This window comes from Dyella marensis, from assembly GCF_049532885.1.
GTDB classification, from domain to species: Bacteria; Pseudomonadota; Gammaproteobacteria; order Xanthomonadales; family Rhodanobacteraceae; genus Dyella_D; species Dyella_D marensis.
Map to the genome: position 1 here is coordinate 4,792,019 of NZ_CP064029.1, position 12,819 is coordinate 4,804,837.

Here is a 12,819-nt window from a genome sequence, read left to right on the forward strand (position 1 = left end):
AATGTCTGCTTTCAATCTTTGAAAGGAGAGCAGCATGTTCGATACGAAGGTCGCCCTTATCGTCCGCGACGATCTGCTCGGCTGGCAGCGTCTCAACGTGACGGCCTTCCTGGCGACAGGCATCGCCGCCGCCGCGCCCGATGCCTTGGGCCTTCCCTATGTCGATGCCGCCGGCCATCGCTACGGGAACATGCTCGGCCAGCCCATCCTGATTTTCCAGGCCGGCCTGGCCGGCCTCCAGGCCGCTCAGAGAATGGCGCTGCAGGGACAACTGACGATCGTCCCCTATGTCTTCTCCATGTTCTCCACCGGACATGACGAGGCGAACCGGAACGCTTTCCTCGCCGAAGATCCCGGCAATATGGACCTGGTGGGCCTGGGGCTGCGTGGCCCGAAGAAAGCTGTCGACAAAGCGATCAAGGGGCTGGCCCTTCATCCTTGAGATGGGGTGATCGGGGACGGGAGTAGTTAAAGGCAATTAACTGCGCTCGTCCCTATATCTGGTTCCGTTTCTGCTCGACAGGCATGGGGTTCTCATAGACGCCATGCGTCACCAATAATGGCGATCAAGGAACGGAGGAAAGGATCCTCATGTACGTAAATCGAGTCTCCTTTGCAACCGCGATAGCCGACGACGCTGTGGAGGAATCGGTCAGCGATCTCATCGGGGATTTGCTGGCGGCCTGGCGCATGAATGGGCAAATCTATGGAAGCGAATGGCCAATCCACGCCCATGGGGAGGCCTTTTCAACGACGGTACTCTGCCCCGAAGAACAATCGCTGGATGATCGCCTCAACAACAAGTATGTAAATAAAGCCATAGCACGCTGCGAGATGAAGGGGTTGCTCTTGGCAACCGAGGTGCTTGGCAAGCACATCGAATCCCTATCGCCGTGTTCGTGCTCCAGCCCCAGCGCTTATGTGCTCTTCACTACATACGTCACTTTGGTATCACCGATACGATGCATCGACTGCTTCGGCCCGATCGCGCTATATCGCATGGAAGCCACATCGAGCGATGAATATTCTGACGTCATATCGTGGCAATCCAATTATCAAAGCTGCGACACCCTTCAGATGAACTGCGCCGTGCTCGAGCGTGCTGCAACGCGAGAGCTATCAAACATCGAGAGCAATCTGAGTAAAAGCGGCCTGGAATGCTGCAAAACTCTCGCGAATTCAAGCGGACGACCTTTCTACTACTACCTGTACCGTTACTACGGCCGAAGCCTTCGCACTGAACTTGAACGACGCTGCCCAGGCTGCGGAAACGAGTGGCGACTGACGCCTCGACTCCACGATCTATTCGACTTCAAATGCGATCACTGCCACTTGCTGTCCAACATAGCGCTCGATCGCAGATGGTTACTGGCTTCCCGCTCTGAGCCCACTACAAGCTAGCCAAAAAGGCGCGGGCTCCAGCCTCAGCGCGCAAGGAAAAGATACTCATGGCAGAGACGCTCTATTGCTGGAGATGCAAGCGGAACGTACCCATGCTCGACGAGCACGAATGGCCGGAGGTCGCCTCCCTCCTTTCGATCATGATGTCGAGGATCCAGGAATTCCGGCGAAATGCCGGGGCATCGCTGGCCGAGGCACTCAGCCAGGGATTCGGTGACGAGGCGCTGTCTCGCTACCAGCAGTTGACTGGCGCCATGGAATCGAATCCCGATGTCCTTTGGCACCACAGAGCCAGCCTGTTCGGTCCGCCATGTGGAGCGTGTGGAAAGCCGCTACGTACGCCCAGGGCGAGTTACTGTGCTGAATGCGGGCTTGTACGAGCCAAGCAAGCGGGCGATTGAGGCTTCAAATGGTGGTTTTTTATCAACGACCGGCCAAAAACCGGTACAAGAAAGCTGACCAAGGAAGGACGAAACCTTATATGGCGATTTCCGAAGAACTGACCGTGCTCTACCGCCCCATCGGCCCCAAGGAATGGGAACTCCTGCGCGAAGCCGACTTCAAACGCTGGCCTGCGCGCCTCCCCGACCAGCCCATCTTCTACCCGGTCACCAACGAACAATACGCCACCGAAATCGCCAGCACTTGGAACATACGCGACAGCGGCTCCGGCGCCGTCACCCGCTTCCAGGTCCGCACGTCCTTCATGAGCAAATACCCAGTGCAGCGCGTAGGCGGATCTCACCACACCGAATGGTGGGTCCCGGCAGAAGATCTCGAAGCGCTGAACGACAACATCGTCGGCCTCATCGAAGTGATCCGCGAGTTCAACCCAGCCTGATGAATTCACCCCCGCTTCGTATCTGGCCAAGGCGGGCGTAGACTCCCCGGACGCCGCGACACGCCACACCAGGGAACACCATGAGCGAACAGGCCGCATTGCCGCCGCACGCTATTTCTATCCGGGGCATCAGCAAGACGTACAAGAACGGTTTCCAGGCGCTGAAGTCGGTGGACCTGGACATCAAGCGGGGCGAGATCTTTGCGTTGCTCGGCCCCAATGGCGCCGGCAAGACCACGCTGATCAGCATTATCTGCGGCATCGTCAAGCCCAGTTCCGGCACCGTGCATGCCGATGGTGCCGACGTGCTGCGCGATTACCGCGTTACGCGGTCGAAGATCGGCCTGGTGCCGCAGGAGCTGTCGACGGACGCCTTCGAAACGGTGTGGGCTGCGGTCAGATTCAGCCGTGGCTTGTTCGGCCACGCCCGCAACGACCAGCACATCGAAAAGGTATTGCGCGACCTTTCGCTGTGGGAAAAGAAAGACGCGAAGATCATGACGCTCTCCGGCGGCATGAAGCGCCGCGTCCTGATCGCCAAGGCGCTGGCGCACGAGCCGAGCATCCTGTTCCTGGACGAGCCCACCGCCGGCGTGGACGTGGAGCTACGCCACGACATGTGGCAGATGGTGCGCGCGCTGCGCGCCACCGGCGTCACGGTCATCCTGACCACGCATTACATCGAGGAGGCCGAGGAAATGGCCGACCGGGTGGGCGTGATCACCCGCGGCGAACTGATCCTGGTCGAAGACAAGCATGCGCTGATGCGCAAGCTGGGCAAGAAGCAGCTGTCCATCAGCCTCAAGGCGCCCATCCAGGCGCTGCCCGAAGGGCTGGACGACTACGCGCTTGAGCTCGCCGACGACGGCGCCACGCTTACCTACACCTTCGACGCCCAGAGCGACGACACCGGCATTGCGGTACTGCTGCGCAAGCTGGGCGATCGCGGGGTGGACTTCAAGGACCTGCATACGATGGAAAGCTCGCTCGAAGATATTTTCGTCAGCCTGGTGCGGGGGACGCGATGAACATTCCAGCCATTCGCGCCATCTACCGCTTCGAGATGGCCCGCACCTTCCGCACGCTGACCCAGAGCATCGTGTCGCCGGTGCTGTCGACGTCGCTGTATTTCATCGTGTTCGGCACCGCCATCGGTTCGCGCATGGGCGAGATCGGCGGCACCAGCTATGGTGCCTTCATCATTCCCGGGCTGATCATGCTTTCGCTGCTCAACGAGAGCATTTCCAATGCCTCTTTCGGCATTTATCTGCCCAAGTGGTCGGGCACGATTTACGAACTGCTTTCCGCGCCCGTTTCTCCGCTGGAGGCAGTGCTGGGCTATGTCGGGGCGGCATCCACCAAATCGGTGATGCTGGGCTTGTTGATCCTGATTACCGCGCGTTTCTTCGTGCCCTACAGCATCATGCACCCGCTGTGGATGATGGCCTTCCTGCTGCTCACCGCCATCACCTTCAGCTCCTTCGGTTTCATCATCGGCCTGTGGGCCGATGACTTCCAGAAACTGCAGGTGATCCCGCTGATGGTGGTCACCCCGCTCACCTTCCTCGGCGGCGCGTTCTATTCGATCGGCATGCTGCCGCCGTTCTGGCAGAAGGTGGCGCTGTTCAATCCCGTGGTGTACCTGATCAGCGGTTTTCGCTGGAGCTTCTACGGGCAGTCCGACGTCAATGTCGTATTGAGCGCGAGCATGACGCTGGCCTTTCTGCTGGTCTGCATCGTGGCCATCGCCTGGATCTTCCGTACCGGCTACAAGCTGCGTTCGTAGGAACGCAGCAGCTCGGCACAGCCGTTACCTGGCCGACTCTTGCAGTGCCTTGGCCGCGTCGCGGCTGTAGTCCTCGCGAATGGCCCTGCAATAAGGCCCATTCATCACAAAGCGGCGGCACACGGCGGGGCGCGTTTCGTAGATGCCGCAATTCATCTGCACGCTGTTCATGGCCACGCACCAGCCGTCCTCGCCGCGCTTCATCACGCGATACCCTTCCGGCGAATACGTGGTGAGGTGATCGGGAATCGATTCTTCCGGTTGCAGAACCACCATGAGGCGGCAGCAGACAGCCTCGCAGGAAGAACAGCGTGCGGCGGCGGGACGTTCGGCAGAGGTCATGCGCTAGGGGTTTCCAGGGATGGGGGATAAGGCAGGAGATGGCCGTCGTACGACGGTTCGCCGGGGGCCGCGGCCATCCGGCACGCGTGGGATACGAGTGGACTCACGAGGACGACGGCAGCTCCGCCGCGTGCGTAGTGAGGGTGCGCTTGGCACAAGGCTTAATTTTGCAAGCATACGCGTCCGCGGCGGGCCAAGTGTTAGTTTCCCCGCGTGCCGACGGCAATTTAGGCAATCATCGAAATTTTACTTGACTATAATTTAGATGATTAGCTAAATAGCGGCCATGAACGCCGTCTTCAAAGCCCTGGCCGACCCCACCCGCCGCAAAGTGCTGGAGCTGCTGCGCCAGCGCTCCATGAGCGCAGGCGAGCTTTCGGACTGTTTTCCCGTATCGCGGCCCACCATGTCGGCGCACTTCGCGGTACTGCGCGAAGCCGATCTGATCGAGGCGCACAAGATCGGCACCAGCATCATTTACCAGCTGAAGCTGTCGGTGCTGGAAGACGCACTGCTGAGCTTCACCCAGCTGTTCGGCATCGGCGCCGGCACACGCGCGACCGCGGAATCCGCCGGCAAGGCCAAGCTCAAAGCATCCCGTAAAGGAGCCTCCAGATGAGCGCGAGAAAAGAAATCCTTTTCGGCCTCAAGCTCGCGGCCGCCATGATCGCCGGCGCCCTGCTGCTCGCCGTAGCCCACAAACAAGGATGGGTGGGCGCAGAGCTGGTTACGCGCGGAAACAACATCATCATCGGCCTCGCCCTCGCGGTCTTCTGCAACGCCTTGCCGAAGAGGATGCAAGGCTCGCCCCGCTCCGTTCAGCACGCCACGCTGGCACAGGCCATAGGTCGCGTCGGCGGCTGGGCCATGACACTGGCCTTCCTGGTGTGGACCGCATTGTGGGCATTCGCGCCGCAGGAACTTGCACGCACCGGCTCGATGGTTGCGGTCGGCGCGGGCGTGGCGGTCGTGCTTGGCTACGCCGCGTGGAAGTGCGTCATCCACGATGCGCGGAGAAGTAGCTGAGGTCTTCAGCCCAGAGGCATGCACCAAGGGAGTTCTTGGTAATGCCCAAATCCTATGAGATCGCGCCGTGCGCAGAACCATAGTTTGGCCAGTACGGCCAAACTATGGGATTACGGCAGCAAAGCTCGGCCAACGGATGCTTTGCCCTCGCGGCCAAAATCAGCCCGGCAGACTGACCACCGACACGAAGCCCCCAAAGATCATCCGCTTGCCGTCGAAAGGACAGTCAGCGGCGGCTTCCATGCGCGGGTCCTGCATGAATTTCGCCATGCCGGCGTCGCGGGTGGCCTTGTCGGGCCATTCCACCCAGGAGAACACCACGGACTCATCCTGCGTGGCCTGCACGGCGCGGCGGAAGTCGGTGACCTTGCCGTCGGGCACGTCGTCGCCCCAGCACTCCACCACTCGAATAGCGCCGAATTCCACGAAAATGGCATCGAAAGTACGGGCGTGCGCAATGAACTTTTCACGGTTGGCGTTGGGTACGGCGATCACGAAACCATCGATGTAGGACATGGCAGTTTCCTCAGCGGAAGGGGCGGCCGATATGGTCGCCTTCATGGATGCGACGAATGGGCGGGCGCGGGATCGACACGGGGCGGCCCTTCCAGGCCACGCCAGGCGCCCAACCTTGCCAAAAGGGGCGCAGCCCCAGCAAGCTTCCGGAAATCCGGGACCTGGGCTATTGGCCCAGGTCGGCAGCTGAGCCCCGGAGTGCAGAAGCCAGACATTCGCCACAACCGTCGCCCTGTGGCGCTCGAATTACAGTTCAGATTCGGCTCGATATCACTCATCAAGGAAGAGGAACACCTATGCCCAACAGCACGCAGGACCTGGAGCGGTTCGTACGCAGTTCGCTGATACGTGGTTGCAGCCGGCAAAGCATCGAAACCGCACTCACAGATGCAGGCTGGACGCCGGAACAGGTGCGCGGCGCGCTCTCGGCATTCGCGGACGTGGACTTCGCCGTACCGGTTCCCAAGCCGCGGCCTTACCTTTCGGCACGCGATACCTTTATCTATCTGGTGCTGTTCACCACGCTCTACCTGAGCGCCTATCACTTCGGCAGCCTGCTGTTCCAGCTGATCAACCGCGCCTTCCCCGATATGGCCATGCCGTACAACAACGGGATATCGCAAAGCATGCGCTGGTCCGTTGCCTCGATCATCATCGCCTTCCCGGTTTTCCTGTGGATTTCCAGCAGGATCCGCGGCGAGGTCGCGCGGCAGCCCGTCAAGCGGCAATCCGCGGCACGCCGCTGGCTTACCTATTTGACGCTCTTCGTCGCCGCGGTCGTGCTCATCTGCGACCTGATCACCCTGGTGGACGGCGTGCTCGGCGGCGAGATCACCGTGCGCTTCGTGCTCAAGGTGCTGGTTGCCGCGGCAATAGCCTGCACCGTATTCGGCTACTACCTCTGGGATCTGCGCAGCGACGAGCGTGTCGCATGATGCCGCGCAAGGGAGTGCGATGGCTGGCGATCGCCGTATCTATTGGCATGGCCGCAGCCGTGATCGCCGGCCTGGCCGTGGTCGGCTCTCCAGCGCATCAGCGTGCGCTACGGATGGATGGACGCAGGGTGTCGGACCTGAGCCGAATCTCGCTGCAGGTCATGGGCTACTGGTCTCAGCACAAGTCCTTGCCGCCTGACCTGGCGGCAATCGACGCGGAGCAGATCCATACCACCGACCCGGTCAGCGGTGTGGCGTATGGCTATGTGGTGACTGGTCCCGACACCTATCGGCTGTGCGCGGATTTCGATGCCGCATCCGAGTCGGAAGAAATGGGGCGCGATGGCTACATTCCTCCTGGCGGGCAGCGTTGGCATCATCCAGCCGGAAAGCACTGTTTTGATATGGACCGGAAATCGCCTGGGGCGCCTTCGTTCTGAACAGTGGCCACTTTGGGGGCGCGTCGAATGCCTAACCCTATTTAGCGATGGCAGAACCTGACGGATGAGGATCGCTTGATGGCTGCTCATAGACTTCTGCTGAGAACGGCTTCGGCACTTGCTGCAGTCACCGGGTGCATCTGCCTGACGACCGCTTCGGCAGCAGAGCCAACGGAAACGCAGCTGGTTGGCACATATCAGGTGATCATCTGCCGTGGCCCCTGCTCCTTTGCCAGCGTGAAGAATGCCGTTGTCGAGGGGGTCTTTGTTCTGCTTGCCGACAGAATAGAGCGCTCCGAGGGACAAAAACTCGACGTGGGATTCCAACCGGTCCTGTCGGGGGGAAAGGCGAACGGCTGCTACCTCCTTCGGCGCTTGGCGAACCGCGACTATGCCGGCTATGCCAATACGCGAGGACCGGCGCTGACCGTATGGTCGCAAAGGAATGACGGGTTGCATCTAGCGCTCTTTCGATCGACGGATGCCGGTTACGAGGTGGTCCTCCGAGGAGACACAGAAGCGCTTTCGGGAACAGGCCAATCCTGGGGAGCCGGTGTCGCCGCACCGGCGGACAAAACAGTGGACCAGGTGATTGCACGCCGGGTTGGTCCCGCCGCGATTGGCACATGCGGATTCGGGGCAAGACGGTATTTGCAGGTTGAATAAAGTCCGCTTCAGACTCTATGTAGCAACCCGCGTCCGTTTCCATCCGAAGTGGACCTGATCATGATCTTGCCAGGAAAGCATCATCCGATGACCAAGTATCCCGTCGTGAACATAGGCGAGCTGCGCGGGATCTTGAACGATCTCCTTGACCACGTGGAAGCCATAAACGGCCCTGACCTTCGACTTGACCAGGATTACTACTGGGATGTCGACAGCGACCTCTTGTATGACATGGCCAAAGAGATGCCAAAGGCCGATCGAGTGGGGAGCCTTGGTGACAGCTGGGAATTCCTTCTGAACTTGCGAAAGCAAGAAGGTGACATCAAGGGGGATGGGCCTTCGCTCATGCTTATCCATGCGGCGCCACTATTGCGCTACATCGGAGAGAAGATCGGTCGGTAGCAAGTACTAAAGGTCCGCTCTCGCCCCAGAGCGGACATTGGCCACGCTGCAACGGAGGATTGAAAGCAACGATGGAGAACGTTCTACGATTCGTCTTCACGACACTGCTGCTTGTGTGGTCCTCCGTGGCCTTCTCTACGGGCTTGTGGAGCATCGGAGCTACATACTTCTATACCGGTCGATTTACGATCGAGTCGCATCACGATGTTTGCGAGCAGCCACTCAACAACCGTTGTGTAGCTCACTATGAAGTGCGTCGTCCCGATGGGGAGCTGGACGATTTTGTGCCGTTTATCTATCAGTTTGACCCGAGCTACCTGGTAGAGGGTTGGACATTTGCCAAGAATCGATGGGGGTTCTCGTACGAGATCAACGGTGCGCAAAAGCCGTGGCCCTATTTCTGGTCCCGTGTGGAATGGACACTGCTGGGTATCGGAGGATTGTTTGTCTGGTACTTCGTTGGTGGACCCGGCGCATTGAAGGGTTGGCTGCGCGACTTCAGGCGCCAAGTATTCTCGAAGGCCTAACGTCTGCTCTCGATCCGAAGCGGATGAAATGCACATAGCCGGCCCACAAGCGGACGGAGCATGGCTGAGACAATCTTGAGCATTGGTGCGATCGCCTTGGAACTCGGCATTCCAGTCGGGTTGCTTATATTCATGGCGCTAAGGCCCCGAGTTCGACCAAGGGCCATCGTCATACTTGGAGTGCTCTTTCCGGCGCTATGTTTGTACGGCGCGATAGCGGTCAGCTATCTCATCTCAAGGGGAAAGTCAGACATCTTTGCGTTCTACGCCATGTGGGTGATGACTTTCGCCCCCTACCTGGCGGTCGCACTGGGAGGGCTGGCACTCTCTTTTCTTCGAAGGCCCGCGAATTATTGGGCCCGTTTTGGGCTGGGCGTGCTGACGACGCCGGCCGCATACCTAGCATTCGTGCTGGTTGCCAAGGCCATCCCTTGGCGAGCAGGGTAAAGTCCGCTTCCGGCTCGAAGCGGACATCTGAGATAGTTCGACATGGCCAGACTCTTGGGAGGCTAAATGTCAGTCGACATCTTCGTATTCCTGGCACTCAATCGGGCACCAGACTTCGACGCCTGGCAAAAGGCCATGCGGGCGAGTCGCCCCGAAATGCACTTTGTCGCCCCGGTAGACCTCGCCAAACACAGTGGCTTTCTGCCCCTTGTTGTGGATGGCAAGACCACGGGCTTTTTCTTCTTCAGGAATGACGCGAAGGAGTTCGTCCCGGATTACCCGATGGTGGCGGCGGCTGGTGTCAGCGGCGGCGTTGCCTACCAGCTTTCGTTCGGTGGTGATGCGCATGAATGCATCGCAGCCATGCGATCCGCCGAGGTGCTGGTGAAGAACTTCGGCGGTGTTGCGTTTGACCCTCAGGGCGGAAAGGTCATGACCATCAAAGATCTGGATGACAATGCGGCACTCTGTGGAACTTCATTGAGGCCGTAGGAGACTCAAATGCCGATATCGGTGCTCTTCATGTCCATGTCGCTCGACGGATATATCGCTGGCCCCAACGACGAACCAGGCAACCCCGGCGGCGACGGCTTCGACCGGCTGCACGAATGGTATGGAGACTTCTCCCGGCCATCGGGAGCGGTCGGGCAGTTGTGGGACGAATGGAACTCACCGGGCGCGATTCTCGCAGGGCGGCGTACCGTGGAGCAGATCGATCATTGGGGCGGTGACAATCACGGTGTCCCCATCATCGTGCCAAGCCATCGTCCGCCCGGTCCTTCGGTGGCGAACTATCCGTTGGTGAAGTACGTGCTCGACGGGATTGAGAGCGCCATGGCGCAGGCCAAGGCCGCCGCCGGGGACCGCAACGTACTGATGCTCGGCGCGTACACGGCGCAACGGGCGCTCGAGGCTGGCGTGCTGGACGAGTTGCAGATCCACCAGATCCCGGTGCTGTTTGGCGGTGGCCTCCGACTGTTCGATGTATTGCCGTCGCGCGTCGAATTGGAGATTGTTCGGGTGATCGATACGCCGGATGCCACACATATCCGTTATCGCGTTCGTCGCTGATCAGCCTTCGATCCAAGGCGGGCATGACGACGATGGGATGAGTGGCGCCACACGAAGAGCCTGTCCGATGTCCGCGATGACTTTAATCGGCGCCTCAAGCTGGACAACGGCGAGGATGTAGAGATGCGAAAGAAGGTCCTGGTGCTTTTCGGGGCGGTAACGCTGGTCTGGGCTGGTAGCCTTTGGATGGCTTTCTGGTCTGGATTCAGCTGCCATCTTTCCGTGGCCACGGTTGCCGCACATGGCGCGGATCGTGCTCGTCTTAAACAGAACGCATGGCTTCTTCAGAAGATTGAGGATAGCGATATCGAGTCTGCGCGAGCTTCGCTCAGCGAGTCCGTGAAGCTCGATGATGAGCTGGTCAAGTTAGACAAGAAGACGCCAAAGTTCGGCCTGGCCGACATAACGCTGGCTGGGTTGACGAGCCCGAAGGAGCTCATGGCTCTTCTTAATACAGCCCAGGAATTGGATGACGCTCATGAACAACCCTGACCGTCGATGACAATCCGATCCAGTTCTTGGGCGGGGCACTTGGAAAAACGCAAGGTCCGCTTTCAAATCAAAACGGACATATAGGAACTTAGCTGTACGGCGCCACCACCAACTTTTGAGAATGCATGGATGTTCGTAATTCACTCGAATTCATCAGATAGGGAAGTTCGATTCCTAGATCGCCGCGGTGATGAGTTCATCGTCGAGATCCAGGGGCGCGGTGTGAGGGCAACGCAGTGGGTTTCCGCTTTTACCGACTCCAAAGGGCTCGCTCGGTGGATGGAAGAGTTGGCTACCAACCGGCTTCCTTGGAAGGGCGCGAATTTTTGGTCAACCCTTGAGGGCGAATTCGAAATTTCCGCCACTTGCACCGCTGGAGGGGTCGTAACCTTCAAGGTAACTCTTAGTGGACTTCCCGGGAGCGATGAGGGGTGGCACGTCACAGCCGGTATCAGCAGCGAGCTCGGGCAATTGGCGGTCCTTGCTGGGGCAGCTCACCAATTCTTTGCGGATTCTGAAGCCTGATGGCCTGGAGTCCTTCACGCTTGCAGTAAGGTCCGCTATCGACCCGAAGCGGACGCCATCTAGGAAAGGGGAATCTATGAGTGGCACAATTGATGTTCGGCTCACATCGGACGAGCTTCGATTTGTAATCTCATGTGGCTCTGCGCTGCTTCTGAATATCCCAGAAGGTTCGCTGCCCACCTACACGCACTTCAGCAAAGCCCAGATCATCGATTTCTCATTGCGGATGCGTGAGCAACTCGACCAGGCTGGATACGACATGTGAACTGTCCGCTATCGACCCGAAGCGGACATTGTGAAGATCAACACATGGGAGGAAGGATGCCAAGGATCGCGTGGCTAGTCGTCATCAACCTGGCTCTAGCAGGATGTACGCCTTCGGACAGGATTAGTTCGGACGCCGCTACTCACGCGCTCCAGGGAGACCTGAGTTCGCTTAACGTGTCCGATCCGGTTGGCGACGTCAGGGCTCATCTAGCTGAAGGTGATTTTCGTCCCATTGGTCTGGGGCATGGAGAGCAATCATGGTCTTGCACCCTTCCAGGTCAGCAACAGGCTCAGATACAGAGAATTGAATTAGGCGTCGGCGCGCGGTGCTTACGCGATGCACGTCCGCAGCCGAACGACGCCACACACGAAGAACTCGTCGCAAAGGCGATGGTTTACGCAGGCACTTATAACGATGCTCTGATCAACGACACGGGTGGCAGATACTTCGTCAGATTCATGGCCGACGGGTTGCTCTGGACCATTCCTGATAATTTTGAAACGAGCATCAGAAAAGACATCAACGGTAAAGTGCAGCATTGGGAGCTGAGAGCGTTCTGGCGGAACAATGCATTCGGTAGGTGCATTCAACCCGACGAATGTCAAGTGCTTGTAAGGGTTTTATCTGAAGAAAGCTATCCACGAGGCGGGATTTCTAGTAGCCCGCACGATGGATCGGATCTTCATCTTAAACTCATGCAGACGTCTCTCAGCCAGAAGACGTTCTCGGAACTTCGATACATAGGCTCCGAATCAAAGATGCATTACTTCATCATGGAGCCGCGCGATGTGGGCTACGTGACATGTTGGTCGACGATGGATAAATACGTGGCGCCCACAGTAGAGCCGGGAATCGATCAGCGAAAGGATCTTACGTGCTGGGCGACGATGGAGATGCCCAATCGGAGTGAGATATTGGCCCAGGTGGAGGGAGCAAGCCTCGGGCGCATTGGTTCGACACTCAAGCAGCTACGTATTGAACTTTTGGCATTCCATCATTGAATCGTCAAATGTCCGCTTTCGACCCGAAGCAGAAACTCCATTTTTAGCGAAGATGAGGTTCGGGCTGTCCAGATGAAAACCTACCCGCTCAAACGGAATGGCGATCAGTCTTCGCATTCGAAATTCCCGCAGC

General features: G+C 58.7%; 20 protein-coding genes. 18 read left to right on the forward strand and 2 right to left on the reverse strand.

Translation table 11 applies throughout. The features are described 5' to 3' along the window. The first annotated feature begins 34 nt into the window (after positions 1-34). From ISN75_RS21080 to ISN75_RS21105, 6 genes are all read left to right on the forward strand, one after another. Entirely contained in the window at positions 35-442 is a 408-nt protein-coding gene (locus ISN75_RS21080; protein WP_167253150.1) for a DUF2000 domain-containing protein, read from the forward strand. Positions 443-591: 149 nt separating this feature from the next. Beyond that, entirely contained in the window at positions 592-1,401 is an 810-nt protein-coding gene (locus tag ISN75_RS21085; RefSeq protein WP_343818049.1) for a DUF2310 family Zn-ribbon-containing protein, read from the forward strand. Positions 1,402-1,493: 92 nt separating this feature from the next. Continuing rightward, complete coding sequence (locus ISN75_RS21090; protein ID WP_168649651.1) at positions 1,494-1,802, forward strand: hypothetical protein; 309 nt, start codon at positions 1,494-1,496, stop codon at positions 1,800-1,802. An 80-nt stretch (positions 1,803-1,882) separates the two neighbouring features. Then, positions 1,883-2,242, forward strand: coding sequence for an ADP-ribosylation/crystallin J1 (locus ISN75_RS21095; protein ID WP_343818052.1), 360 nt, complete (start codon positions 1,883-1,885; stop codon positions 2,240-2,242). Between the two features lie 80 nt (positions 2,243-2,322). Further along, positions 2,323-3,270, forward strand: coding sequence for an ABC transporter ATP-binding protein (locus tag ISN75_RS21100; protein WP_343818054.1), 948 nt, complete (start codon positions 2,323-2,325; stop codon positions 3,268-3,270). After that, a complete protein-coding gene (locus tag ISN75_RS21105; protein ID WP_343818056.1) occupies positions 3,267-4,028 on the forward strand; it encodes an ABC transporter permease in 762 nt (253 codons plus the stop codon). Before ISN75_RS21100 ends, ISN75_RS21105 begins: the two co-directional genes overlap by 4 nt. Positions 4,029-4,052: 24 nt before the next feature. On the opposite strand, the gene ISN75_RS21110 is transcribed toward ISN75_RS21105, so the two are convergent. After that, positions 4,053-4,370 (reverse strand): YkgJ family cysteine cluster protein, encoded by a 318-nt coding sequence (locus ISN75_RS21110; protein WP_167253142.1) that lies wholly within the window; start codon positions 4,368-4,370, stop codon positions 4,053-4,055. Positions 4,371-4,656: 286 nt separating this feature from the next. Here ISN75_RS21110 and ISN75_RS21115 point away from each other — a divergent pair, with 286 nt between their 5' ends. Next, entirely contained in the window at positions 4,657-4,989 is a 333-nt protein-coding gene (locus ISN75_RS21115; protein WP_167253140.1) for an autorepressor SdpR family transcription factor, read from the forward strand. Then, positions 4,986-5,396, forward strand: coding sequence for a hypothetical protein (locus tag ISN75_RS21120; protein WP_343818058.1), 411 nt, complete (start codon positions 4,986-4,988; stop codon positions 5,394-5,396). The genes ISN75_RS21115 and ISN75_RS21120 overlap by 4 nt, the downstream gene beginning before the upstream one ends. 159 nt (positions 5,397-5,555) lie before the next feature. Here ISN75_RS21120 and ISN75_RS21125 read toward each other — a convergent pair whose 3' ends face one another. Then, positions 5,556-5,912 carry a DUF1428 domain-containing protein gene (locus ISN75_RS21125; protein WP_167253136.1) on the reverse strand — a complete coding sequence of 119 codons (357 nt, stop codon included), beginning with the start codon at positions 5,910-5,912 and terminating at the stop codon, positions 5,556-5,558. Between the two features lie 296 nt (positions 5,913-6,208). On the opposite strand from ISN75_RS21125, the gene ISN75_RS21130 reads away from it, so the two are divergent. The 10 genes from ISN75_RS21130 to ISN75_RS21175 all read left to right on the forward strand — a co-directional run bounded on the left by ISN75_RS21130 (position 6,209) and on the right by ISN75_RS21175 (position 12,686). Continuing rightward, positions 6,209-6,847 (forward strand): DUF5671 domain-containing protein, encoded by a 639-nt coding sequence (locus ISN75_RS21130; RefSeq protein WP_343818060.1) that lies wholly within the window; start codon positions 6,209-6,211, stop codon positions 6,845-6,847. Further along, a complete protein-coding gene (locus ISN75_RS21135; protein WP_343818061.1) occupies positions 6,844-7,287 on the forward strand; it encodes a hypothetical protein in 444 nt (147 codons plus the stop codon). The genes ISN75_RS21130 and ISN75_RS21135 overlap by 4 nt, the downstream gene beginning before the upstream one ends. A 753-nt stretch (positions 7,288-8,040) precedes the next feature. Beyond that, positions 8,041-8,355, forward strand: coding sequence for a hypothetical protein (locus tag ISN75_RS21140; protein WP_343818063.1), 315 nt, complete (start codon positions 8,041-8,043; stop codon positions 8,353-8,355). A 71-nt stretch (positions 8,356-8,426) separates the two neighbouring features. After that, entirely contained in the window at positions 8,427-8,882 is a 456-nt protein-coding gene (locus ISN75_RS21145) for a hypothetical protein (RefSeq protein WP_343818065.1), read from the forward strand. A 60-nt stretch (positions 8,883-8,942) separates the two neighbouring features. Beyond that, entirely contained in the window at positions 8,943-9,329 is a 387-nt protein-coding gene (locus ISN75_RS21150; protein WP_343818067.1) for a hypothetical protein, read from the forward strand. A 66-nt stretch (positions 9,330-9,395) separates the two neighbouring features. Further along, entirely contained in the window at positions 9,396-9,821 is a 426-nt protein-coding gene (locus ISN75_RS21155) for a hypothetical protein (protein ID WP_343818069.1), read from the forward strand. A 9-nt stretch (positions 9,822-9,830) separates the two neighbouring features. Further along, positions 9,831-10,400: a dihydrofolate reductase family protein gene (locus ISN75_RS21160; RefSeq protein ID WP_167253118.1), complete on the forward strand. Its 570-nt coding sequence runs from the start codon at positions 9,831-9,833 to the stop codon at positions 10,398-10,400. Positions 10,401-10,523: 123 nt separating this feature from the next. Beyond that, the gene (locus ISN75_RS21165; protein ID WP_343818071.1) at positions 10,524-10,892 is read left to right on the forward strand and encodes a hypothetical protein; all 369 of its coding nucleotides are present in this window, start codon (positions 10,524-10,526) and stop codon (positions 10,890-10,892) included. A 129-nt stretch (positions 10,893-11,021) separates the two neighbouring features. After that, positions 11,022-11,417 (forward strand): DUF6228 family protein, encoded by a 396-nt coding sequence (locus tag ISN75_RS21170; RefSeq protein WP_423385101.1) that lies wholly within the window; start codon positions 11,022-11,024, stop codon positions 11,415-11,417. Between the two features lie 441 nt (positions 11,418-11,858). Further along, complete coding sequence (locus ISN75_RS21175) at positions 11,859-12,686, forward strand: hypothetical protein (RefSeq protein ID WP_168649663.1); 828 nt, start codon at positions 11,859-11,861, stop codon at positions 12,684-12,686. Positions 12,687-12,819 lie beyond the last annotated feature (133 nt).

Excerpts from the sequence above, each read along its gene's own strand:
- ISN75_RS21155 (WP_343818069.1), top strand. The coding sequence starts at position 9,396 with ATGTCAGTCGACATCTTCGTATTCCTGGCACTCAATCGGGCACCAGAC.
- ISN75_RS21125 (WP_167253136.1), bottom strand. The coding sequence starts at position 5,912 with ATGTCCTACATCGATGGTTTCGTGATCGCCGTACCCAACGCCAACCGT.
- ISN75_RS21165 (WP_343818071.1), top strand. The coding sequence starts at position 10,524 with ATGCGAAAGAAGGTCCTGGTGCTTTTCGGGGCGGTAACGCTGGTCTGG.
- ISN75_RS21105 (WP_343818056.1), top strand. The coding sequence starts at position 3,267 with ATGAACATTCCAGCCATTCGCGCCATCTACCGCTTCGAGATGGCCCGC.
- ISN75_RS21145 (WP_343818065.1), top strand. The coding sequence starts at position 8,427 with ATGGAGAACGTTCTACGATTCGTCTTCACGACACTGCTGCTTGTGTGG.
- ISN75_RS21130 (WP_343818060.1), top strand. The coding sequence starts at position 6,209 with ATGCCCAACAGCACGCAGGACCTGGAGCGGTTCGTACGCAGTTCGCTG.
- ISN75_RS21170 (WP_423385101.1), top strand. The coding sequence starts at position 11,022 with ATGTTCGTAATTCACTCGAATTCATCAGATAGGGAAGTTCGATTCCTA.
- ISN75_RS21160 (WP_167253118.1), top strand. The coding sequence starts at position 9,831 with ATGCCGATATCGGTGCTCTTCATGTCCATGTCGCTCGACGGATATATC.
- ISN75_RS21135 (WP_343818061.1), top strand. The coding sequence starts at position 6,844 with ATGATGCCGCGCAAGGGAGTGCGATGGCTGGCGATCGCCGTATCTATT.
- ISN75_RS21150 (WP_343818067.1), top strand. The coding sequence starts at position 8,943 with ATGGCTGAGACAATCTTGAGCATTGGTGCGATCGCCTTGGAACTCGGC.
- ISN75_RS21090 (WP_168649651.1), top strand. The coding sequence starts at position 1,494 with ATGCTCGACGAGCACGAATGGCCGGAGGTCGCCTCCCTCCTTTCGATC.
- ISN75_RS21120 (WP_343818058.1), top strand. The coding sequence starts at position 4,986 with ATGAGCGCGAGAAAAGAAATCCTTTTCGGCCTCAAGCTCGCGGCCGCC.
- ISN75_RS21080 (WP_167253150.1), top strand. The coding sequence starts at position 35 with ATGTTCGATACGAAGGTCGCCCTTATCGTCCGCGACGATCTGCTCGGC.
- ISN75_RS21110 (WP_167253142.1), bottom strand. The coding sequence starts at position 4,370 with ATGACCTCTGCCGAACGTCCCGCCGCCGCACGCTGTTCTTCCTGCGAG.
- ISN75_RS21100 (WP_343818054.1), top strand. The coding sequence starts at position 2,323 with ATGAGCGAACAGGCCGCATTGCCGCCGCACGCTATTTCTATCCGGGGC.
- ISN75_RS21095 (WP_343818052.1), top strand. The coding sequence starts at position 1,883 with ATGGCGATTTCCGAAGAACTGACCGTGCTCTACCGCCCCATCGGCCCC.
- ISN75_RS21085 (WP_343818049.1), top strand. The coding sequence starts at position 592 with ATGTACGTAAATCGAGTCTCCTTTGCAACCGCGATAGCCGACGACGCT.
- ISN75_RS21140 (WP_343818063.1), top strand. The coding sequence starts at position 8,041 with ATGACCAAGTATCCCGTCGTGAACATAGGCGAGCTGCGCGGGATCTTG.
- ISN75_RS21115 (WP_167253140.1), top strand. The coding sequence starts at position 4,657 with ATGAACGCCGTCTTCAAAGCCCTGGCCGACCCCACCCGCCGCAAAGTG.